Source organism: Lysinibacillus sp. FSL R5-0849, assembly GCF_038595075.1.
Taxonomy (GTDB): Bacteria; Bacillota; Bacilli; order Bacillales_A; family Planococcaceae; genus Lysinibacillus; species Lysinibacillus fusiformis.
Genome location: NZ_CP152004.1, coordinates 4101592 through 4123616 on the forward strand (window position 1 = coordinate 4101592; position 22025 = coordinate 4123616).

General features: G+C 37.3%; 22 protein-coding genes and 2 riboswitches. Of the genes, 5 read left to right on the forward strand and 17 right to left on the reverse strand.

From position 1 onward, the window contains the following. Positions 1-38 precede the first annotated feature (38 nt). A riboswitch (purine riboswitch) is annotated at positions 39-140 on the reverse strand. 227 nt (positions 141-367) lie between these two features. The 14 genes from MKY80_RS20325 to MKY80_RS20390 all read right to left on the reverse strand — a co-directional run bounded on the left by MKY80_RS20325 (position 368) and on the right by MKY80_RS20390 (position 14905). Continuing rightward, positions 368-1036: an MOSC domain-containing protein gene (locus tag MKY80_RS20325; RefSeq protein WP_342530934.1), complete on the reverse strand. Its 669-nt coding sequence runs from the start codon at positions 1034-1036 to the stop codon at positions 368-370. Between the two features lie 231 nt (positions 1037-1267). Next, on the reverse strand, positions 1268-1444 hold the full coding sequence (locus MKY80_RS20330) for a hypothetical protein (protein ID WP_258955013.1): 177 nt from the start codon (positions 1442-1444) through the stop codon (positions 1268-1270). A 232-nt stretch (positions 1445-1676) separates the two neighbouring features. After that, the gene (guaA, locus tag MKY80_RS20335; RefSeq protein WP_089987294.1) at positions 1677-3230 is read right to left on the reverse strand and encodes a glutamine-hydrolyzing GMP synthase; all 1554 of its coding nucleotides are present in this window, start codon (positions 3228-3230) and stop codon (positions 1677-1679) included. A 154-nt stretch (positions 3231-3384) separates the two neighbouring features. Beyond that, positions 3385-3486, reverse strand: a riboswitch (purine riboswitch). A gap of 32 nt (positions 3487-3518) precedes the next feature. Continuing rightward, on the reverse strand, positions 3519-5702 hold the full coding sequence (locus MKY80_RS20340; RefSeq protein ID WP_090003215.1) for a transglutaminaseTgpA domain-containing protein: 2184 nt from the start codon (positions 5700-5702) through the stop codon (positions 3519-3521). Continuing rightward, positions 5699-6880, reverse strand: coding sequence for a DUF58 domain-containing protein (locus tag MKY80_RS20345; protein ID WP_008173685.1), 1182 nt, complete (start codon positions 6878-6880; stop codon positions 5699-5701). The genes MKY80_RS20340 and MKY80_RS20345 overlap by 4 nt, the downstream gene beginning before the upstream one ends. After that, positions 6877-7821 (reverse strand): MoxR family ATPase, encoded by a 945-nt coding sequence (locus MKY80_RS20350; RefSeq protein ID WP_008173686.1) that lies wholly within the window; start codon positions 7819-7821, stop codon positions 6877-6879. The genes MKY80_RS20345 and MKY80_RS20350 overlap by 4 nt, the downstream gene beginning before the upstream one ends. 192 nt (positions 7822-8013) lie before the next feature. Next, the gene (locus MKY80_RS20355; RefSeq protein WP_089987292.1) at positions 8014-8694 is read right to left on the reverse strand and encodes an ABC transporter ATP-binding protein; all 681 of its coding nucleotides are present in this window, start codon (positions 8692-8694) and stop codon (positions 8014-8016) included. Beyond that, complete coding sequence (locus tag MKY80_RS20360) at positions 8691-9494, reverse strand: ABC transporter permease subunit (RefSeq protein ID WP_237068910.1); 804 nt, start codon at positions 9492-9494, stop codon at positions 8691-8693. The genes MKY80_RS20355 and MKY80_RS20360 overlap by 4 nt, the downstream gene beginning before the upstream one ends. Then, entirely contained in the window at positions 9491-9943 is a 453-nt protein-coding gene (locus MKY80_RS20365; RefSeq protein ID WP_043989619.1) for a nitrous oxide reductase accessory protein NosL, read from the reverse strand. The genes MKY80_RS20360 and MKY80_RS20365 overlap by 4 nt, the downstream gene beginning before the upstream one ends. 2 nt (positions 9944-9945) lie before the next feature. Continuing rightward, positions 9946-11211 (reverse strand): NosD domain-containing protein, encoded by a 1266-nt coding sequence (locus MKY80_RS20370; protein WP_342530943.1) that lies wholly within the window; start codon positions 11209-11211, stop codon positions 9946-9948. Positions 11212-11270: 59 nt separating this feature from the next. Beyond that, positions 11271-11912, reverse strand: coding sequence for a hypothetical protein (locus MKY80_RS20375; RefSeq protein ID WP_090003212.1), 642 nt, complete (start codon positions 11910-11912; stop codon positions 11271-11273). A 210-nt stretch (positions 11913-12122) separates the two neighbouring features. Continuing rightward, positions 12123-12443 (reverse strand): NAD synthetase, encoded by a 321-nt coding sequence (locus MKY80_RS20380; protein WP_089987290.1) that lies wholly within the window; start codon positions 12441-12443, stop codon positions 12123-12125. Between the two features lie 157 nt (positions 12444-12600). After that, on the reverse strand, positions 12601-13425 hold the full coding sequence (gene nadE, locus MKY80_RS20385; protein ID WP_008173697.1) for an ammonia-dependent NAD(+) synthetase: 825 nt from the start codon (positions 13423-13425) through the stop codon (positions 12601-12603). A 19-nt stretch (positions 13426-13444) separates the two neighbouring features. Further along, complete coding sequence (locus MKY80_RS20390) at positions 13445-14905, reverse strand: nicotinate phosphoribosyltransferase (RefSeq protein ID WP_008173699.1); 1461 nt, start codon at positions 14903-14905, stop codon at positions 13445-13447. Between the two features lie 312 nt (positions 14906-15217). Between MKY80_RS20390 and MKY80_RS20395 the strand changes: the two genes are divergently transcribed. Continuing rightward, positions 15218-15559 (forward strand): P-II family nitrogen regulator, encoded by a 342-nt coding sequence (locus MKY80_RS20395; RefSeq protein ID WP_012291989.1) that lies wholly within the window; start codon positions 15218-15220, stop codon positions 15557-15559. Between the two features lie 14 nt (positions 15560-15573). Continuing rightward, positions 15574-16875, forward strand: coding sequence for an ammonium transporter (locus MKY80_RS20400; RefSeq protein WP_342530951.1), 1302 nt, complete (start codon positions 15574-15576; stop codon positions 16873-16875). A gap of 76 nt (positions 16876-16951) precedes the next feature. Here the strand turns inward: MKY80_RS20400 and MKY80_RS20405 are convergent, their stop codons facing one another. Then, on the reverse strand, positions 16952-17452 hold the full coding sequence (locus MKY80_RS20405; RefSeq protein WP_008173702.1) for a methylated-DNA--[protein]-cysteine S-methyltransferase: 501 nt from the start codon (positions 17450-17452) through the stop codon (positions 16952-16954). A gap of 103 nt (positions 17453-17555) precedes the next feature. Between MKY80_RS20405 and MKY80_RS20410 the strand changes: the two genes are divergently transcribed. The 3 genes from MKY80_RS20410 to MKY80_RS20420 all read left to right on the forward strand — a co-directional run bounded on the left by MKY80_RS20410 (position 17556) and on the right by MKY80_RS20420 (position 20084). Next, positions 17556-18287, forward strand: coding sequence for a phosphate ABC transporter ATP-binding protein (locus tag MKY80_RS20410; protein WP_171366094.1), 732 nt, complete (start codon positions 17556-17558; stop codon positions 18285-18287). Continuing rightward, the gene (fetB, locus tag MKY80_RS20415; RefSeq protein ID WP_089987286.1) at positions 18284-19036 is read left to right on the forward strand and encodes an iron export ABC transporter permease subunit FetB; all 753 of its coding nucleotides are present in this window, start codon (positions 18284-18286) and stop codon (positions 19034-19036) included. Before MKY80_RS20410 ends, fetB begins: the two co-directional genes overlap by 4 nt. 73 nt (positions 19037-19109) lie before the next feature. Next, positions 19110-20084, forward strand: a complete 975-nt coding sequence (locus MKY80_RS20420; protein ID WP_008173705.1) for a proline dehydrogenase family protein — start codon at positions 19110-19112, stop codon at positions 20082-20084. A gap of 44 nt (positions 20085-20128) precedes the next feature. Here the strand turns inward: MKY80_RS20420 and MKY80_RS20425 are convergent, their stop codons facing one another. Both MKY80_RS20425 and MKY80_RS20430 read right to left on the reverse strand, forming a co-directional pair. Next, positions 20129-20740, reverse strand: coding sequence for a response regulator transcription factor (locus tag MKY80_RS20425; protein ID WP_008173706.1), 612 nt, complete (start codon positions 20738-20740; stop codon positions 20129-20131). Between the two features lie 16 nt (positions 20741-20756). Then, a complete protein-coding gene (locus tag MKY80_RS20430) occupies positions 20757-21764 on the reverse strand; it encodes a sensor histidine kinase (protein WP_008173707.1) in 1008 nt (335 codons plus the stop codon). Positions 21765-22025 lie beyond the last annotated feature (261 nt).

The window sequence follows — 22025 nt, forward strand, 5'->3', positions numbered from 1 at the left end:
TCCACATTAATGTGTGAAATAAATTAGGGTTTATACATACGTATATAAACCTCAATCGTAGTCAAGTTATTTACGGTAACTTGGTAGAAACTCACGGGCCCTATTCCCGACATTATACGACGACTTATTTAATTTACATTTGTAATATATCATTTCACTTTTTAGATTTCAACCCTATTTCCGAACAATTTTACAAAATAAAATACGAAAGTTCGTGTAATTTTCTTATTTAATGTTCATATTTTAATAAACTGCTACTAAAAAGTCTAAGTACTGAACAATTCACTGAACACTATAATATAAAAAAACCCTTAGAACTCACCCGAATTCTAAAGGATTTTAAGACAGATTCCCTTGCCTACAATTTTTAATTCATCACTTTACTTTGCAAGACCTGAATTCTTTTTTCTAACTTCTGTTTCCAATCTTCCGCCAATGCATCAACTTCTCGGATATGTTTCATCGCATCTGCATCTTTGTTTTTAAAATATACTTCGTTGCAATACAAAACAGAAACTTGGGCAGGATGCTTTTCTACTAATTCAATATTCGAGTTCGCATAAATTGGCCCCTCTTCTAGTACGCGCGCAAGGAAGCCCGTATAACCAGTTTCAATCATACGTTTGAGCAATGTGTTTGATTCGGTATATTTGTCGATCGTACTACAAGGAACACGCCCCTGTGTAATTTGAATGACAGCATCTCCTATTTTATAAATATCACCGATACAAATATCCTCTTCTAGCATATTTGTAACCGTAAGATTTTCACCGAAAGCAGCAGTTGGCAATGGTTTACCAAGTTCTTGTTCCCATTGTATGTAATGTTCCGCAGGATATAAACAAACTGCACGATCAGGTCCGCCATGATGTTTTTTATCAGCGACATCATCTCCGTCGAAGCCATGAGCTGACAAATAAACTTCTTGCATTTTTTGCTTTTCAATACCTGTCATCATCGAACGCCCTTTACTATCAATCAATTCTTTTGGCATCCCAACTGCTAATGTATGAATTATTGGTTTATTTTCCACCATTTAAATCCCCCCCAATCTGATAATTCTAATACTTTTTGCATCCATTTAGTTTACTACATTCTCCAATAGTTTGCTGATTATTTCAATGTAAAGCTTGTAAGATGAGCACCCAACTCAAACTACCAACTATAGAATATTAGCCGTTGATGATGTTGAACCAGTATATTATTTATAAACAATTAAAGTCGATTAAACTCCATGAACTAAAGCATCAAAGCACCTAAATAAATGCTACAATGAAATAAAAAATGGATGATGATCTTTATCTAAACATTTTAAAAGTTCCTCTTTAAAGTGATCATTTTCAATCAGTTTCGGCGCATCTTCTACGCTAAAGAAACCGACCTCTAAACTTTCCTTACTTATTTTCAAACTCCCATTTATAGGCGTTCCTAGCCACCATATCATTATTTATAAGGATTAAACTGCCCCATTATTGCACAAAACTTAATCATTCTTATCTAAAATATAGAAAATACTGGATTATTTTCAATTAAAAAAGACCTCCCTTCACCCATGAATTACATGAATAAAGGAAAGTCTTTTGTGTTAAAAAATTGCACGTGGATAAGCAATTGCTCATTCAAACAACGGTGAAACCCTTTATAGAACTGGCTTCAACGGTTATTAGATATATGACCTATTCCCACTCAATCGTTGCTGGTGGCTTAGATGTAATATCATACACTACACGGTTAACGTGTTTTACTTCGTTTACTAGGCGGACAGAGATTTTTTCTAGTACATCCCATGGGATACGTGCCCAGTCAGAAGTCATACCGTCGATAGATGTTACCGCACGGATACCGATTGCGTAATCATACGTACGTGCATCGCCCATTACACCAACTGAACGGATATCAGGTAATACCGTGAAGTATTGCCAAATGTCACGATCAAGGCCAGCATTGGCGATCTCCTCACGTAAGATGAAGTCAGATTCGCGAACGATTTCTAATTTTTCTTCTGTTACTTCACCAAGTACACGGATACCTAATCCAGGACCTGGGAACGGTTGACGCCAAACGATTTTTTCATCTAGACCAAGTTCTAAGCCTAATGCTCGTACTTCGTCTTTGAATAAAGTTTTTAATGGTTCGATCAATTTGAATTGCATATCTTCTGGAAGTCCACCAACATTATGGTGAGATTTGATTGTTTGTGCAGTTGAAGTACCTGATTCAATAATATCTGTATAAAGAGTACCTTGTGCTAAGAAATCCATACCTTCAAGCTTTGATGCTTCTTCATCAAATACATAAATAAATTCATTTCCGATAATTTTACGTTTTTTCTCTGGATCTGATACACCTGCAAGTTTGTCCATGAAACGTTTACGAGCATCAATTTTAATAAGATTCATATCGAAATCTTCAGTAAATGTTTTCATTACTTGCTCAACTTCACCTTTACGGTTTAAGTTGTGGTCTACGAACATACAAGTTAATTGGTCACCGATTGCTTTGTGAATAAGAACCGCTACAACTGATGAGTCAACACCGCCTGAAAGCGCACATAATACTTTTTTATCGCCTACAATTTCACGAATTTTCGCGATTTCAAGTTCAATGAAGTTGGCCATTGACCAATCACCTTTTGCCTCACAAACATCGAATACGAATTGACGTAATAAATCATTACCATAAACAGAGTGACGTACCTCTGGGTGGAATTGAACAGCGTATAGTTTACGTTCTACATTTGCCATTGCTGCAATCGGACATGATGCGCTCGTTGCGATAACTTCAAATCCAGCAGGAACTTCTGTTACATGGTCACCATGGCTCATCCACACGATTTGCTCAGTTGGTAACTCACCAAATAATTTATTGGAAGTAGTTACTTTGATTTCAGCTTTACCATATTCACGAGTTTCAGCGCCTTCTACTTTACCACCATTTGTATGTGCCATTAATTGCATACCATAGCAAATACCTAGTATTGGTAGGCCTAATTCAAAAATGGCTGGATCCACATGGAAAGCATTTTCATCATAAACAGAGTTTGGACCACCTGAAAAAATAATACCGGCTGCGTTCATTTCTTTAATTTCTTCTGCAGTTATTGTATGTGGATGTAATTCACTGAATACACCAAACTCACGGATACGACGAGTAATTAATTGGTTAAATTGGCTACCGAAGTCAAGTACAACGATTTTTTCTTGCTCTTTTAATAAAGGGCTAGCTGTCAAAATTTCCACCTCTTCTACTATTTTTAAAGGATATTTCATTTGTTCAAAGAAAAACGCGAAGAAAGTAAAATCTTTCTACGCGTTCAAAAAGCTCATGTTGATTTACAAAGGCGAATGCGTAGCAAAGTAAAGTGATTTACTATACTTCTCACCTAGCGAATACATCCGCCTTCATAGAGAAATCATTTATGGTGATTTCGTAGAAACATCCGAACCTTATTATCGAACTTATATGAAAGCAATCCTTGCATTTAATTTTTTTCATTTTACTCTTTGTCTAAGTTAAAATCAACCGATAGTGCGATTGATTAAATATTCCCAACTTTCTTTCAGCTTTGTGAAATTCACTTCTTGTTTATCCTTCCCATAAACATGTTGCTCATAAACAGCCGTTAGCTTTTGCATTTGATCTGTCTCTAATGATGCATCCACACGTTCTGCAAACATGTGCAACGTTTCCCCATCTCTCATACGCAATCCAATACGTGATAATTGCTTCAGAAGAATATGATAGGAGGAATCAAAGGTAGACCAATTGGCAGTCTTTTTACGATAGACTCGAACATGCATTTTTGGAAGCCAAGTCTTGCGCTGCAAGTATAAAGCAATCCCACTGATAATCAATAAAACGAAGATGATTATCCAAACATAAGCAAACTTTTTCAACCAAGTCCATAGCCTATCCAGGCTAAACATTGATTTACTTTGTTCTTTATTAGACACATGTTCCTGCTTTTGCGGTTGCTCAGGTTTTTGCTCTGGCTGTACTATTTCCTCCTGTTCGGATGTATCTAATGGTATATCATAATCAATGTTAACGTTGCCGCTAAAGCCTATTGTAGGCTCAAACTCCATCCAACCTGTACCAGGTATATATGCCTCTACCCATGAATGCGCGTTGTCATTGGTAATTCGATACTCTCTCAGACCATCTGACATGGGTCCTGCAGTACCAGGCGCAAATCCTTTGACCCAGCGAGCTGGAATGCCTATCGAACGCAAAAGGACTACCATTGAAGTTGAGAAATTATCACAATAACCTACTTTTGTATCAAATAAAAACTGATCAACGTAATCTTGATTTTCTGCCGGAATAGCCGCTTGTTTTTTATCATACCTAAAACCGTTCGTCCTAAAATAACCTTCCACTGCCTTAATTTGATCGTAAACCGTAGTTTTATCCTGTGTTATCGACAGCGCCAAATCTCTTACTCGTTGTGGTAATTGCGCTGGCAGCTGCATAAAGCGATCAAATGACGAATCTAACGTTTCAAGTGTGGCTGGGAATGATAATTGCAGCTGTTCCATACTATAGACAGGCTCACTATACGTTAAAGTATAGCCTGATAAAGATGTCGATGTATCATTCTGCTGCTCTATAGTCATCTTTTCCGTCTGCTCGTCCTGAATAAATAATGTGGAATCTTGAGCCGAAACAGATAACAAGCCGTATGTTTGGATTAAAAACGGCATCGAGGTCGCAATGTCCAGTTGAATTTGACGCTCGTTTTCAGGTGAGCCTACTTGTAAAGAGGTCATAATCGGCGCATTTGCCTCATATACATTTTTTCCGAAGTTCCCCTCTGACAAAATCCATCCCTTTGACGTATAAGTATCTTTCGTTTCAATACGCCAATAATGACGATCACGTGAAGACGCAGTAAAAATTAATGTACTATCTCCTTGGAAAGGTCCACCTAATTGACTATCATCTTGACTATAGCCGACTGATTTCATGCCTGTTCCATTTCCATCTTGTCCAGTAACACCTTGAATAAACGGCACAGGATCTGCCCATGTCGGCCCTGTCTTTGGTAAAAAGAAGGCGATAGTCCCGACAAGTAATACGGATACAAGCATCGGAATAACAATTTTCCATCTCCCAAACGTATTGCTCATTGTACCCACTTGAAGCCATAAACGTTTGACAAATAGGACACCTGTCATCATTAATCCTAATATAACCACTTTAACAATAGCTGTTTTCCCATTGTATTCACTAAACGTATCTAACGTAGCAATAAAGAATACTGTCATGGCAAAAAAGTAAAATATATTTTTCCGCACAGAGACCCAATGGTGGATTAAGTAAACAAGCATCCATATTAATACTAGAAATAGCACTGTTCTAAAGGCATCGGATACTAGACCAAAATCACCTGATATAATGGCGGCCATATTCCCTTTCCATTCTGTTAATAAGAAGGATATGGACTTTCCAGAAAGCACTGGGCTTTCGCTATAAATAAAGACAATGCACCAAGTAATATAACCAAACTTTACAATCCCTGATAATAAAGGATGCACTCGGAATAAACTTAGGGCTAGGGACAAGCCAATAAAAACTAGGAAGAGATGAAACCCTCCTGTATTAGTTAATTGCATAATTGGTATTAGCCATTCACGCAAAATAAAGAAGACTATAATATAGGCGACCGCTAACTCTAAAAATTCCCCTACTGTTTGTTTCACGGCTTCTTCACCTCCGTGAATACATGATAAAAATCTGTTGGATCTACATAAACAATTTGAATATGTTTATAACGCAATGTAACCTCAGACTGCACAGGTGGCTGTTTTGCCACGACAAAACAAATACAACTTTTCACTATATTCGCAAGAGTATGTAGGAATTCTTCTGATACTTCATTAGTCACATAAAGCAATGTCGCTACTTGCTTAAAGGCTTGCTGGTCATAAAATCGAAATTTTACATTCTCAGTAGATTTTATAGCTGCCAAATGATACATAACCTGATCTAACTGCTTTTCACCTTGTATAACAGGGAATACCTTTGTCACTTCTCCAGCAGAAATAAAGGAAATATCACCAAGTTCCTGCACGATCATCTTGAGCATAGATGCTACTAGCTCAATCTTATCCTCAAATAATGTTGATTTCTTGGCATCAAGCACTAACATTAGCTCAGAAGATTGTCTATCCTCAAATTCCTTAGATTGTAAGGTTTGGGTTTTCGCGAATGACTTCCAATGAATCCATGAAAAACGATCCCCAGGAACATATTCTCGTAACCCAACAGCCATAGTAGTATCCTTTACTATGGAATAAGGAGACATCATTGGCCCAACATCATATTTTGTTTGAAGTGCCGAATATTTCATTTCTCTGAGCCTTGGGTACACTAAAATAGTTTGTTCTTTCTCGGCCACAACCATTTTTTTTGCCCAACCGAAAAAATCATAGAAAGCGACCGTAACACCCAAATAACGGTGTTCGCCACGAGGCATATTTACTAATTCATAATGCCAGTTAAATTTTTTTCTAAAGCCAACAAATTTTATAGCAGTTGAACTTTCTAGCTTCGCCTGAACTAACCCCTCACTATCTACAAGTTCCTCCATCATCATATAAGCAAAAGGAAAACGTGTTTTTCTTTCGATTGAAATCATGACCTTCGCTGATTGACCACGTTCTACATGTGCTGGCTCAATTTTGCGCTCTACTACTAAGATACTTTCTCTAACAACAAAGAAAAATAAGGCATACACTAAAAATGGACTTACCGTAAAAAATACAAACCAACTAACAAATCCACCTTGGAACATCGCATAACAAAACGTTACAATCATTAAGAAAACTACTAATAGGAAATGTTTACTTTTCTCTAAAAAAGCTTTCCATTGCTTCATTGTTCTGCAAACCTTTTTGTTGGTACTGGTGTTTTAGCAATGATACGTTCAATAATTTCACTTGCCGTTACATTATCATAGCGAGCATCTGGCTTTAAAACTAGACGATGACTAAAGACAAAAGGGACAAGGTATTGGACATCATCAGGTGTTACATAGCTACGCCCTTTCATAAATGCGTAGGCTTGAGAAGCCTTCATTAAGGCTAATGTCGCCCTGGGACTTACACCTAAATAAACATAGCTGTTTTCTCTAGTTTGAGTAGCAAGCTCCACCATGTAATTTTTTACTGAATCTTCAACATACACTCCTTGAACGAGCTCTTGTAACTCAATCAATTGAGCTACCGACAATACTGCATCGATCTTTTCAATCGCTTTGCCATTTTCCGCGCGCCGTAAAATTTCCACTTCCTGCCCTCTACTAGGGTAGCCCATCTTTATTTTCAGTAAAAAACGATCAAGCTGTGCTTCAGGCAATGGATAAGTTCCTTCATGTTCTATCGGATTTTGTGTGGCCATTACAAAGAACGGCTGATTAATAGCAAGTGTTTTACCATCAATAGTAACAGAAGCTTCTTCCATTCCCTCCAGTAAAGCTGACTGCGTTTTGGGCGAGGTACGATTTATTTCATCGGCTAAAATAACATCCCCCATGATGGGTCCTGGACGAAATTCAAACTCCAATGTCTTCGGATTATAAATAGAGATCCCCACTACATCGGAAGGTAATAAATCCGGCGTAAATTGAATTCGTTTAAACTGCGCATCAAAGGATTTTGCTAATGAACGAACCATCATTGTCTTCCCAACACCAGGCACATCCTCTAACAATACGTGCCCCCTCGCTAATAAAGCAACAAGGCTTAGCTCAGCCACATCTCTCTTTCCAATCATCACTTTCTCTATATTTTCTAGCACATTTTGTATTTGAGAATTCATAAATTAAAAAACCTCCATTTCATCAAACAATTGTGTGAATTGCACGATAACTTATCATAAGCATATCGAAATTTGTCTAGTAAAACAATTATCAGAAACTTCTTCCCTTCGATAACACATACTAAACAAGGCTTGCTTGAACGTAGTCAAACAAGCCTTGTTTAGTATATAACGTCACTATTCATTAGAATGTTACAATTTTAATCTTTTTAACCATATTTCTTCCAAAGATGTAGAATTTTCTTGTGTGAAAATTTCAGTGATCCCACCAGAAATTATAATTTCCCCATCATGTAAAACTAATACATCATCTGCTATTTCTTCAGCAAAAGACAGCAAGTGAGTAGAGAATATGACCGTATTTCCTTTGTTCTTTTCCTCTAACATTACGTTTTTTAATTGCGCTATCCAAAATGGATCAAGACCATTTGTCGGTTCATCCAAGATCAGCAAAGATCCACTTCCAAGTAAACATTGCGCAAGATTTAGTCGCTGAAGCATCCCTTTAGAAAATTGTTTAGCTGGTTGATTACGAACATCCCACAAGGAAACACGCTTCAATATGCACTCTTGTTCATTTTGATCTACTTGCTTTAAAGAGGCTAGTAGATCAAAAATTTCAGCTGCCGTTAGCATGGTTGGAAAATTTACGTCATCAGGCATATAACGAATGACATCTGGTTTATGCCATATCATTTCTCCGGACTTTCCCTTCTCTTGACCCGTTAGTAAACGGATCAACGTACTCTTTCCGGCACCATTACCCCCAACCAGCGCTAAAATTTTACCAGAATGTAATGTAAAGGTAGCTTCTTTTAAACCTCTACCATTTTCATAGACATTGGCTATATTTTTGGCTTCTAAAAGAATCATCGCTGTGTGACCTCCTTCGAAAACTTAGTAGCTAGCATAAGTGGTAGAAGGATCCAAAGAAGCGTCACCACCACATACAACACAAGACCTAAAGTTGACGAATAAAACCTCGTGACACCATAAAATGCTGGACCAAGCACACTAGCCTGATTGGTGAATATAAAATAACCAAAGCGTAGCCATTCTACGGGATTAATATGTATCGATATAATGGTAAGCTTTTGTAAAACATGACCCGCTACAACTGCACCTAGAGCCATTAACGCATAAGAAATGAGCAGTAAAAAAAAGGACCATACAACAAGTGATAAGGCTAGTGCAAATAATCTTGTTTTAGCCACTGCCCCCAGTACAATACCTAATGAGACAAATATAAAGATACATAATAACGTAAGGATCACTAAAATAATCGGTAACTGGACGCCGCCTAATAGACCACCTATTGCTAAGACAACGCCAAATGCCACAAGCACTACTAATAAAAAGGCAAGTGATATAGCCACATATTTCCCTATAATATATTGCCCAATTTTCATTGGATATGTTTTTAATAATGAAAACCAGCCAGATTCAATATCGCCGGCTATACTCATACTTCCAATGGTGATAATAAATAAAGGTAATAGAAACAATAACACATTTAAAAATGATGCCGTTTGACGTGTAAAGCCCTCCACATCAGGTAATGCCATTCGCTGAATGACAATAATGGCTACAAAAACAAAAGTAAAAAGAAAAGCTACTAGTTGCATCCAATGGCTTCTTAAAATTTGCTTCAACTCTATTTTCACAAACATCATTCATGAATCCCCCAATTAAACGTCAGCAAATCTTGATAGGCTAATAATTGCCCCTCTCCTTCATTGGTCATCCATTCCTGCGCCTCATCCTTCGTCGCAAATGCAAGTACTCCATAGTTCATCGGAGTCCAATAACCTGCATTGTACACATAGGTAGCTTTATAAACGTCAATCCATTCATTATTTGCTTTATTTTTAATATAGGCTGCGCCAATTTCATCCTCACCATTTAGCGCCAGATAATCCATCAAACACCCAATATCATCAAAAATCTTATAATCTCCATTTGTGAGCACAATTTGTCCAGCATATTCATGATGAACGATACTCATATTACAAATTTCACAAATATCTGTTTCACGGATAATATCACGTGGGTTATACGTCTTTTCGCCGCAACCACCCAATATTGTACTGCATATAACTAGAATGGCTATCCACCTCGTCATACTTACACCCCTCTTTTCCACAGCCAAAATCCACTCATAGATACAACTAAACCAAAAATAAATTGTAAGATGTTGATCGAAAACGACTTCTCTTTCGTATGGCTGATTAATCTTGGTTCGTTATCTACAAGCAAATTTTGTTCTGTTTTATTCACTTCCTGATCAAATGATGTCAGAATCATAACACTCGGTGATGCCACAAAAAATTGATAAACCGGTTGTCTCACCATCCATTGACCAAAGCTTGACACAGCCACGTAGGGAACATCTCCGAAACCATCTCCCGCAACATCTAACCCTCGGTAATCATCATAAAAATTACGAACTAATCGCAAGCCTTGTTGGTCCGATCTTGCCGTTAATATATTTCCAGTAAACTGATTATCATTGATGATAGAGTGATTATCTACCTTTGTTCCTTCTAAGGCAGTCTGATTCATCTGAAACCCATTTTCTTGTATTTGTATGACTGAACATTTTTGCATTGCTACACCTACCCGATTATTTCGAATGCTATTTTTTCTTACCTTCGCCTGTTGTGTGTCATACATTAAAAGGCCATAGCTATTGAAATCATTATGGTTACTAAATGTATTGCTCGCTATTTCTAAGTCCGTAGTCATCATTACCATAAGACCTGTCACATTATGTAAATATGAATTAAAAAGCACCTTCACATCACTTGAATACATAAAATGCGTTCCATAACGACTGTTTGTCACTTCGTTTTGTCGCACATTGATATGTCTCACTTCTTCTACATATATCCCATCTTGCACAAGATCAATTGCATTATGTTCAATAGCAATGTCCTCACTTTTAAACACAGCAATCCCATTGCCTTTTTCAGCATAATGTAACTGATTACCAACAATCTTATTTTCTAATAATTGAATATGCTTAGAACGTTGAATATGGATACCCACTTGTACATCCTTTATTTCAATAGCTTTCACTTTTAAATTCTCCACTTCATTAACAACAATCCCTTTGTTTTTGGCAGAAATCATTATATCTTCGATAGAGACATTAGCCGTATGGTCTATTTTTAATGCAGGTTTAGTATTTTGAGAATAAAGTTCAACCCCTTTTTCTCCTTGGAGTGTAATCGATTTCTTTACGGTAAAATTTCCTTGGTAACGACCGGCAGGAATATGAACAATCTCTCCAGGTCTCGCTTGATCAATAGCAAATTGAAGATCAAACTCTGCATTTGCTGTTTGACATGTCCATAGAAAAAACAATATGAACCAACCTATTCGTTTCATTACTGTCCCTCCTTATTCAGCATGAAAAGACTAGAGGAAAGTTCCCCTAGTCTAAGCTTTTAATGACCATGTCCCTCTTGCCCATGATTCATATCACTTGAATGCATAGAACTAGAATCTCCATTCTCTCCCTCAGCCTTTTTTTCCATCATTTTCTTACGTCGTTCCAATGCGTCATCTTTAATTTTTTGTAGTTCCTCCATATAAGCATTCGAATTTTCTTGGATGTATGTATCTGCTTCCGCTTTGTTCACGAAGTAAATATAGCCCCAGTTCATCGGAGATTTCAGCTCTGTTTTCACAATTGTTACATCTTCGACCTTCGCCCACTCCTTCGTCACAAAATCACGGACAAATTTTGCATTGTTCTCTTCATTAGCAACCTCTGCATTTAACAAACAGCCAATATCGTCATAAAAAGCAATAGTCCCATCTTCTTTTATCGCTTGCGCTGAAAATACGCCCATTTCATGATCCTTCATGTAAACCTTCATATTACACATTTCACAAACTGTATCCTCCTTCGGCTCTTGTAACCGCGAATCTACAAGTGAAGCAACTTGTACAGAATCATCCATTACCTTCGTTTCTATTTCAGTAGCGCCTTGCTCTGATTCCTTCTCCTTTACCTGAGGTTTTTCGCTAGTACATGCTGCTAGTACAAATAATACTATTAATGCTGGTAACCATAATTTTTTCACAACTATTCCCTCCAAATTTAGTTTTCTGTTGCCATATTCAACAATACAGATTAGTTGTGAAATTAGTAAAAAATCGCGGTGAAGAATTGGAAAAATTATCTTGAACATTCAATGAACATCTTCATTTCAAATAATTTGAATTTAGCACTTCTTTTTCATTCAAATACACAAAAAAACTCCCCACATGTTTGGCTGTGGAGAGTCTGGTCTTTATATGGAAGAACGGTAACTATTAAGTCGCTTCTTTTGTCTGCTTAAACGACTAAGCTTTAACGCAGTTTCATTTAATTCATGACGTATTTGCAAATCATTCGTACTATCCATATGGATAGGCACTGTATGTTGATGCTGTTTCTGCTGATTTGGCGCATTTATTGAACTGCGCTTTTTCTCTTTATTTCTTTGCAAACTATTTTTAAATAGATTTTGTGGATTTTGCCCAAAATTATGGCTAATATCACCTGCATGTAAATATTGATTTTCCTGACGAAAAACACTACTTGTCGTTGCATTTACTCTAGAAGTCCTCATATTTAGTTACCCTCCCTTACATTTTATAATCCTTATAGGTAATTATATCGACATTATATGATGATATTTAACAACATAGAACCAAATTGCATAAAAAAAGAGAGAAAAGAGCTATTTTCAAAAGTGAGATTCACTTTTACAACTCTTTTCCCTTATTTTACTTCCAAAAAACATCAAATATTGTAATAGGCATATGGCGTTTATGTTGCGAACGCAAATAATATCCTTCCAGTAGTTGGCGAGGTTCTTCTGGGATTTCCTTCCCCTCTAAATAATCATCAATTTGATCATAGGACACCCCAAGAGCCACTTCATCTGGCAAAGATGGGCGATTTTCCTCCAAATCTGCTGTTGGCACCTTCATATAAAGATGTTCAGGACATTTGAGCTCTGCCAATAACTGCTTCCCTTGTCGTTTATTCAAACGAAAGATTGGCATTAAGTCAGCTCCTCCATCACCAAATTTAGTATAAAAACCTGTGATGGCCTCGGCTGCATGATCCGTTCCTAATACGACTGCTCCATTCATTGCAGCAATCGAATATTGCACTTTCATACGCTCCCGTGCTTTTTCGTTCCCTTTGACAAAATCATTCAGCTGAACACCTGCATTTGCTAGGGCCCTCACACTCGCATCGACAGCATCTTTTATATTAACTGTATAAGATCCCGTCGGCTTAATATAGTCGATAGCGTCCTGACAATCTTGCTCATCTGCTTGCACTCCATATGGTAAGCGAATCGCCCAAAATGAATACTTCATTTCACCAGCTTCTTTATTTAGCTCGTCAACAGCTAGTTGCGCTAGCTTTCCTGTTAATGTTGAATCCTGACCACCAGAGATACCAAGAACAAATCCTTTTACAAAACTATAATGTTTCGCATATTCCTTTAAGAAATCAATGGATTTACGTATTTCCTCGTGGGCATCGATAGTTGGTTGTACACGTAATTCTTCAATGATTTGTTGCTGTAAAGTCATTGTTTCCATCACTCCCTTTTTACATTTGCTTAACCATGTTATGAACTTCCTCAATATTGCGCATTTTATTATCCCAGCATTTTTGACTTAAATCGACGGGATACTCTTCAGGATTCATCGCACGTTTGTATTCATCCCAAAGCAGCTCTAAATTTCCGGCTGCATAATCACGCATTTCCTCAAGCGTTGGGTTATGATAGTTGATTTCTCCATTATGAATCACATGCTGATGTAAATTTTTCGCTTCGAAATTCGTGACAAACTTAGAGACAAACGTGTGAATTGGGTGGAACATTTTAATACGTTCCTCCCCCTGAGGGTTTTCATCTTGCATCGCAATATAATCTCCCTCTGCCTTGCCATTCTTTTTATCGATAATACGATATACATTTTTGAGACCTGGCGTTGATACTTTTTCAGCATTCGCTGATATTTTAATGGTATCCTCCAGTTGACCATCGCTGTTTTCAATGGCAACCATTTTGTAAACAGCACCTAATGCAGGCTGATCATAAGCTGTAATAAGCTTTGTACCGATTCCCCACACATCTACTTTTGCCCCTTGAGCTTTTAAATTTAAGATCGTGTATTCATCCAAATCATTTGAAACAATGATTTTTGTATCATGGAAACCTGCAGCATCTAGCATGCGACGAGCCTCTTTTGATAAAAACGCAATGTCTCCACTATCCAAACGAATACCAATAAAATTAATTTTGTCTCCTAATTCTTTAGCTACTTTTATAGCCGTTGGAACACCTGATTTCAAAGTATTATACGTATCTACAAGAAAAACACAGTCGCTATGACGTTTTGCATAAGAATGGAAAGCATCATAATCATTTTTATAGGCCTGTACCAACGCATGTGCATGTGTACCAGACACTGGGATGTTAAACAGTTTACCTGCTCTTACATTACTAGTGGAAGCAAAACCACCTATAAAGGCTGCACGTGTACCCCAAATAGCTGCATCCATTTCTTGTGCGCGTCGTGTACCAAATTCCATGGCTACTTCATTTTTAATGATTTGTTTAATACGACTAGCCTTCGTCGCTATTAATGTTTGATAATTAACGATGTTCAATAATGCTGTTTCTATAAGCTGAGCCTCCACTAATGGAGCTTCTATTCGAACAATCGGTTCATTGGCAAAAACAAGCTCTCCCTCTACCATCGAATACATATCCCCTGTGAATCGAATATCTTTTAAATACTCAATAAAATCCTCTTTATAACCAACTTCATCACGTAAATACGCAATATCAGATTCACTAAAACGGAAATTCCGTAAATAATCCAGCATTCGCTCTAGGCCAGCAAATATTGCATAACCATTGCCAAATGGTAATTTTCTAAAATACAACTCAAAAACTGCTTTTTTATTATGTATCCCATCAGCCCAATAGGATTCGGCCATATTGATTTGATATAAGTCTGTGTGTAGCGCTAAGCTATCATCTGCATAGTTTGATCTCACAAGAAACCCCTTCTTCCGCTTTGATAATTAGTCCTAGTATACACTATATACCCAAATTCTTGCGTATGACATTCACACTCCCTAATGTAAGGTTTTCTAACACTAATAGTCAGAAAATTTAGAACTGTTCATATTTTAGACACAAATTTTAGTACCGCTTTCATTCCCATTCTAAAACCTTTTTATAGCAACTATTTCGAGAATAAAAATAATTCGTGTAATAAAACCTAACACGAATTTTAAAAAAGTAATTGCACTACTGTTTCAGGCGATTTAACATGTAAATTAAAATTACGCAAGGAGCTGGTACAGATGAAAAAAATCGAAGTCATCATTCGTCCTGAGGTTTTTGGAGCCGTTCGGGACGGTCTGGCACAACAAGGGATTGCAGGACTAAGCGTTTCTGAAATCGCAGGTTGTGGCCGTCAATTAGGGAGGACTGGTTTATTTCGTGGTAATACTTATGAAATTGAGTTTTTACCTAAATTGAAATTAGAAATGATTGTAGATGATAGTAAAGTGGATGGCATTGTAGAAATACTATTGCGCGAAGCAGCAACTGGCAAGGTTGGTGATGGAAAAATTTTCATTTATCCAGTAGAACAAGCAATTCGTATCCGAACAAAAGAAGTCGGATCGATTGCAGTAGAATAAAGGGGGCGATATAGATGGATGAACTATTGTTATCTGTTAATTTAATTTGGGTGATGTTAGGCACAATTTTAGTATTTTTTATGCATGCTGGATTCGCTATGGTAGAGGCAGGGTTTACACGTTCAAAAAATGCTGTAAACATCATCATGAAAAATTTTCTAACTATTTCCCTAGGGGGAATTGTCTATTTTTTATGTGGCTACGCAATTATGTTTGGTGACAGTGTAGGTGGTATTTTCGGCATAAGTGGTTTTGCTTTAAACGGAGTTGATGATCTTTCATTCTTTATTTTCCAAACAATGTTTGCTGCAACAGGAGCAACTATTTTATCTGGTGCTGTGGCAGAGCGTACTAATATTTTTGCTTATATCGGAGTCATTATACTTATGTCATTAGTCGTTTATCCTGTTGTAGGCCATTGGGTTTGGAGTGGCCAAGGTTGGTTGACTGATTTAGGCTTTGTGGATTTTGCTGGCTCAACAGTCGTTCACTTAACGGGAGCTGTAGCTGCCTTTATCGCCGCAGTTATGGTTGGACCACGACTAGGTAAATATGAAAATGGTCGAGTAAATGTTATTACAGGTCATAGTATTCCATTAGGAGCATTAGGCGTATTTTTACTTTGGTTTGGTTGGTTTGGCTTTAATGGCGCATCCACTTTAGCTGCCGATCCTGAACTTGTTCCGAATGTCATCGCAAATACATTTTTTGCAGCGGCCGCTGGTGTCGTAGCAACCTCCTTCTATACGAAGTTCCGTTATGGACATATTGACGGCTCCCTCACATTAAATGGTGCACTAGCAGGACTAGTAGGAATTACAGCAGGTGCAGCAAATGTCAGCATTATCGGCTCTATTTTAATTGGCCTTATCGCCGCTCCATTACTTGTTGAAGGTGTGCGATTCATTGAGTGGAAGCTAAAAGTAGATGATCCAGTTGGTGCAATTGCTGTACACGGTATTTGCGGTGTGTGGGGGACATTAGCCGTTGGATTATTTGATAGTAACGGGCAAGGCTTATTTTATGGTGGGGGTTTGAGTTTGCTAGGCATTCAAGCTATCGGTGTGATCGCTACAATAGCCTGGGTTAGTGTATCTGTAGCAGCCGGTATATTTATCATTAAAGCTTTTGTACCTTTACGTGTAACGGTGGAAGAGGAAATTGCTGGTTTAGATGTCATGGAACACGGAGCGCCTGCCTACGAATTCCAAGATATTTTCAAAAGCTCTGCGGTTCGAGGAGAAACCTTTGCCCATCGTTTAACACATTTCGGTAAAACACAAAACACTGTACAACAAGAAGAACAGCACATATAGACAGAAGAAAAATCTGCTCTGCTATTAATAAAGTAGCAGACAGATTTCCTTTTTGAACTAATGGCTAATGAACGTATTAATCTTTCTCTAGTTCTAATAAAAATTGTTTTACATCTAGTCCACTACGAAAGCCTGTTAATTGACCATTTTTGCCAATGACACGATGGCATGGAATAATAGCTAATATTGGATTCGCACCAATAGCACTACCTACAGCCCTAACTGCTTTGGGGTTCCCAATACGTTCTGCGATGCTTCCATACGATGTTGTTGAACCATAGGGTAATTCTTTTAGGGCGTCCCACACAGCTAATTGAAAAGGTGTCCCCTTCACATGGATAGGTACATCAAAGTCTGTCAATTCCTTGTTAAAATAGGCTGTTAATTGTTCCTTATATGGTTGCAATTTTTCTTCATTTTTCTCAAAGCTATAACCTTTAAAAGGCTTTTTTGCCCACTCCTTAACCTCATCAAATGATGCATTAGGCGTCCCAATATAGGCAAGTCCATCAGTTGTGGCTACGATGTACATAGCACCTTGTGCAAACGTTAACGTATCGAAATACAATATCTCCATTCCCTATTATCCCTTCATTTCTAAAATCTTATATTTAAACTGCATCTTTACTTCATTTCATGCTACAGTTATTTTACTGACTATAGCAAAGGAGTTTCACTACATGAATACTCTATACGAGCCTGCCATTCACTTTCAACAAGTTCAATTCTCAGTAAATGACAAAATGATATTAAAGTCAATTACTGGGTCGTTTCCAAAAGGTCAAATTACCACTCTCGTCGGCCCTTCTGGTGCAGGTAAAACAACCCTGCTTAAATTATGTAATGGCCTTCTTTCACCGACAAACGGACATATACTCATTGATAATGAGCCCATCTCAAATTATGAGCCCTCAGCATTACGAAGACATGTTGGTATCGCCCTACAAGCTGCTCCTATGATTGCTGGCACTGTAAAGGAAAACCTCGCACTCCCCCGGACATTGCAGGAAAAAAAACTCTCTCAACAGGAGGCCATTCAATATTTAGAGGATGTTGGCTTAGATGAAAGCTTCTTACACCAATCCACAAATGATTTATCAGGAGGACAGCGTCAAAAGGTTTCTATAGCAAGAACACTTATTAATCAATCCTCTATCTTATTATTAGATGAAATAACTTCTGCACTGGATCGCCAATCTGTAAAGGAAATTGAAAAGCTCATCGCCACTATTAATAAAAAATATAATGTGACGATGATTTGGATTACTCATAATTTGCAACAAGCATTAACGATCGGACACTATACATGGGTCATGATGAATGGGGAGCTAATAGAAACTGGCAAGAGCGCTTTACTTAAAGCACCGACTAACCCACGCGTAGCAGAATTTGTACAGGGGGCTAACATATGACTTATACGTCCTTATCACTAACATTAATTTTCGTGTGCATCCCTCTACTGCTATCCAAAACATTAAAATTAGGACTTGAAAAAGATACGCTTATTGCAACCCTTCGGTCTATCGTTCAATTGCTCGCTGTTGGCTATATACTAAAATTTGTCTTTGATGCAAATAGTTATGTATATATTTTTCTTATGGTTGCGTTAATGATACTAGTCGCTACATTTAATGCTCGAAAAAAAGGAGAAGGTATTAAAGGGATCACCTGGAAAATAGCACTGACACTTGTGATGATAGAAATCATTACACAAGGAGTCTTACTTGGCTTTAACATTGTGCCAGCGACCGCTCAGTATATTATTCCAATTAGTGGTATGTTAATTGGTAATTCAATGGTGTTATCCATTTTATTTTTAAACCGATTTACGGCTGAAATTACTAGCCATAAAGATCAAATGGAATTAATTTTGTCACTTGGAGGCACACCCAAACAAGCTGTTCATCGACAACTTATCAATGCCGTAAAGGCGAGTATGATTCCCACGATTGAAAGCCAAAAAACAATTGGCTTAGTACAGCTACCAGGTATGATGAGCGGCCAAATCATTGGTGGTGCCGACCCCATTCAGGCTGTACAATTTCAACTTTTGATCATCTTCGCTCTCCTAACAACGGCGACATTATCAAGTATCATGATTGGTTTTTTAAGTTATCCTGCACTTTTTAATGAGCGTATGCAAATACTTGAATTGAAATAATTGTTAAGCAGATTTAATATAGTTTTAATAATTTATGATATACTAAAAAGAAAATGCAGTTAGGAGAATGACCATGTTATTACGCGATTTTTTCATCCAGCTATCTGAAAACCAACTATTGAATAGTGCTGCAAAGAAATATGGCCTAAAATTAGGAGCACAAAGTGTAGTAGCTGGTACAAATATTGAAGAAACAATTGCAAGCATCAAAGAACTGAATGCACATAATATCTCATGTACAGTAGATAACCTTGGTGAATTTGTTTCAAGTAAAGAAGAAGCAACTGCTGCAAAAGATAAAATTCTCTCTGTGGTAGAAGCTATTCATGAAAATGATGTAAAAGCACATATTTCATTAAAGCCTTCTCAATTAGGTTTAGATATTGATGTAGATTTCTGCTATGACAATCTGTATGAAATTGTTGAAAAAGCGGCTGCTTATGATATATTTGTTAACTTCGACATGGAGGACTTTGGGCGTCTTCAAACATCTTTTGATATGGTAGAAGAATTGTCTAAAACATTTAATAATGTTGGAACTGTGATTCAATCTTACTTTTACCGTGCAAAAGACGATATCGAAAAATTCAAGGACTACCGTTTACGTATCGTAAAAGGAGCGTATAAAGAGCCTGTTGAAGTTGCTTATCAAGATAAATTGGATATCGATTTAAACTTTATTGAGTTAATTGAATATCATTTACTACATGGTAAATTTACGTCCATTGCTACACATGACCATAATATTATTGCTCACGTTAAACGCTTTGTAGCTGATCATAATATTCCACTTGATAAATTCGAATTCCAAATGCTTTATGGATTCCGTACAGATATGCAAAAAGAGCTAGCTAAAGAAGGCTATAACTTCTGTGTGTACGTTCCATTCGGCGAAGATTGGTACGGTTACTTTATGCGTCGCCTAGCTGAACGCCCTCAAAACCTTAACCTTGTCACAAAACAAGTGTTTACGAAAAAGACGAATACAGTTCTTGCTGTAGCTGCAGGTGCATTCGTTCTTGGACGCTTAACAAAACGCAATAAGTAAAACAGAAAAGAACCTTGCCGCTACCATGCGATAAGGTTCTTTTCTTATTTATTCCATCCTTTTTCTTTAAAGCGTGCAATGGCTTCAATACGATTGCCTACGTTTAATTTTTCTAAAATCGTTGAAATATAATTACGAACAGTTCCAGCAGATAAAAATAGCTCTGCGGCAATTTCCTTCGTTGTTTTGCCCTCTGCCACAAGAGTCAGCACCTGACTTTCTCGCTCAGTTAATGGATTTTCACTATCATCCTCATACACAAAATCAACGAGCTCAGGGGCATAAATTCGTTTACCATCCATAATAGTCCGGATTGCAGAAACTAATTCCTCAATAGGGCTATCCTTTAATAAATATCCCCTTACACTAGCTTTTCTAGCACGCTCGAAATAACCTGGTCTAGCAAATGTAGTTAAAATAATGACTTTACAATCCAAGCCAGAGCCATGCATTTCTTCTGCTGCATCAAGGCCAGTTTTAACTGGCATTTCAATATCCATAACACAAATATCAGGCTGGTGCTCTTTAACAAGCATCAATGCTTCCTCACCATTTTTTGCTAAGCCAACGACCTCCATATCCTCCTCCATACTAAGTAAAGAGCGAAGAGCGCCTAATAGCATCCCCTGATCTTCAGCAATCACAATTCGTATCATGTCACAAGCCTCTTTTCTATATGTTCTTCAGATTTTCTTTCACACTTTGATGCGTAATAGCCACTGGAATGGTTACTGATAATGTCGTGCCGTCCACACTTTCAATTTTGAACGAACCGTTGATAAACTCTAATCGCTCACGCATTCCTTTTAATCCGTTCCCAGTTTTCCATGCTTGTTTTTTCGTAATGCCTTGTCCATTATCACGAACTACTAAGTAAACTTCTTTAAAATTTTGATGGAAAGCTATTTCGCATTTTGTTGCACCACTATGTTTCACAACATTATTAACAGCCTCTTTTAAGCACATAGACAAAACATTTTCTACAAGCGGTGGCACTTGCAAGGCATTTTTATCGCCTTCAAAGACAAATTCCATTTCTGCTGCCTTTAATATTTGAGAAATACGCATGAGCTCATCTTCAAATTTTGCTGTACGCATGTCTGAAACTAATTCACGAACCTCTTTTAAGGCGATACTGGCAGTTTGGCGTATATCCTTAATTTCAACTAAAGCTTGCTGTGGATCACGATCAATTAACCTTGATGCTAAATCACTTTTCAAACCGATCATAGACAATTTTTGCCCCAGTGTATCATGTAAATCACGTGCAATACGTTGTCGTTCTTCAAAAACAATTAACTCTGCAATACGCTCATTGGCCGTTTCTAACTGCCCTTCTAAGTTTTCGCGTTTATTTTTGGAATAGATCGTTAGCGGTAGTAGAACAACAGCTAAAATAGTTAACACGACAAAAGGTAATTGTGATAAAAATAATTGAAGCTCAACAAAAAAGCCGGCACCTGTAGATATGACTGTAAAGCCAATATGTAGACCGTACATAATATAGAAACCAACTGGTCTTCGTATATTTCCAATAAAAAAGGCTGTAAAAATGGAAAGATAAACATAACCATATAAAATCGTCATGACAATATTAATAACCATTTCAAAGCTGATCCACATATATACTAGTCCGCTTTTCGAATTCATGGAAAATCGATAGAAAATAAAATATAGCATTAAAAACGTAATGCCTATAGAGATTTCTATATAAGATGATTTTCTAAAAATGAAGAAAAACGGTAGAAAGCAAAAAATAATCCATAAATATATACTGAGCATAGGACTATTCGGAATAATACTATGCCATTTTCTCAACATAATCTCACGCTCTTTCCTACTTTTCCCTTATTATAACAAGAAAATTATTTTTTTGCCCGTACATGCTTATTTTCTCGGCTATATTTAAAACAGCCATCTCTCTAATTGAGATGGCTGTTT

Bases quoted from the DNA above. Each gene is read 5' to 3' on its own strand.
- MKY80_RS20325 (WP_342530934.1), bottom strand. From the start codon at position 1,036: ATGGTGGAAAATAAACCAATAATTCATACATTAGCAGTTGGGATGCCA.
- MKY80_RS20330 (WP_258955013.1), bottom strand. From the start codon at position 1,444: ATGATATGGTGGCTAGGAACGCCTATAAATGGGAGTTTGAAAATAAGT.
- MKY80_RS20345 (WP_008173685.1), bottom strand. From the start codon at position 6,880: ATGAAGCAATGGAAAGCTTTTTTAGAGAAAAGTAAACATTTCCTATTA.
- MKY80_RS20350 (WP_008173686.1), bottom strand. From the start codon at position 7,821: ATGAATTCTCAAATACAAAATGTGCTAGAAAATATAGAGAAAGTGATG.
- MKY80_RS20355 (WP_089987292.1), bottom strand. From the start codon at position 8,694: ATGATTCTTTTAGAAGCCAAAAATATAGCCAATGTCTATGAAAATGGT.
- MKY80_RS20360 (WP_237068910.1), bottom strand. From the start codon at position 9,494: ATGATGTTTGTGAAAATAGAGTTGAAGCAAATTTTAAGAAGCCATTGG.
- MKY80_RS20365 (WP_043989619.1), bottom strand. From the start codon at position 9,943: ATGACGAGGTGGATAGCCATTCTAGTTATATGCAGTACAATATTGGGT.
- MKY80_RS20370 (WP_342530943.1), bottom strand. From the start codon at position 11,211: ATGAAACGAATAGGTTGGTTCATATTGTTTTTTCTATGGACATGTCAA.
- MKY80_RS20380 (WP_089987290.1), bottom strand. From the start codon at position 12,443: ATGAGGACTTCTAGAGTAAATGCAACGACAAGTAGTGTTTTTCGTCAG.
- nadE (WP_008173697.1), bottom strand. From the start codon at position 13,425: ATGACTTTACAGCAACAAATCATTGAAGAATTACGTGTACAACCAACT.
- MKY80_RS20395 (WP_012291989.1), top strand. From the start codon at position 15,218: ATGAAAAAAATCGAAGTCATCATTCGTCCTGAGGTTTTTGGAGCCGTT.
- MKY80_RS20400 (WP_342530951.1), top strand. From the start codon at position 15,574: ATGGATGAACTATTGTTATCTGTTAATTTAATTTGGGTGATGTTAGGC.
- MKY80_RS20405 (WP_008173702.1), bottom strand. From the start codon at position 17,452: ATGGAGATATTGTATTTCGATACGTTAACGTTTGCACAAGGTGCTATG.
- MKY80_RS20410 (WP_171366094.1), top strand. From the start codon at position 17,556: ATGAATACTCTATACGAGCCTGCCATTCACTTTCAACAAGTTCAATTC.
- fetB (WP_089987286.1), top strand. From the start codon at position 18,284: ATGACTTATACGTCCTTATCACTAACATTAATTTTCGTGTGCATCCCT.
- MKY80_RS20420 (WP_008173705.1), top strand. From the start codon at position 19,110: ATGTTATTACGCGATTTTTTCATCCAGCTATCTGAAAACCAACTATTG.
- MKY80_RS20425 (WP_008173706.1), bottom strand. From the start codon at position 20,740: ATGATACGAATTGTGATTGCTGAAGATCAGGGGATGCTATTAGGCGCT.
- MKY80_RS20430 (WP_008173707.1), bottom strand. From the start codon at position 21,764: ATGCTATATTTTATTTTCTATCGATTTTCCATGAATTCGAAAAGCGGA.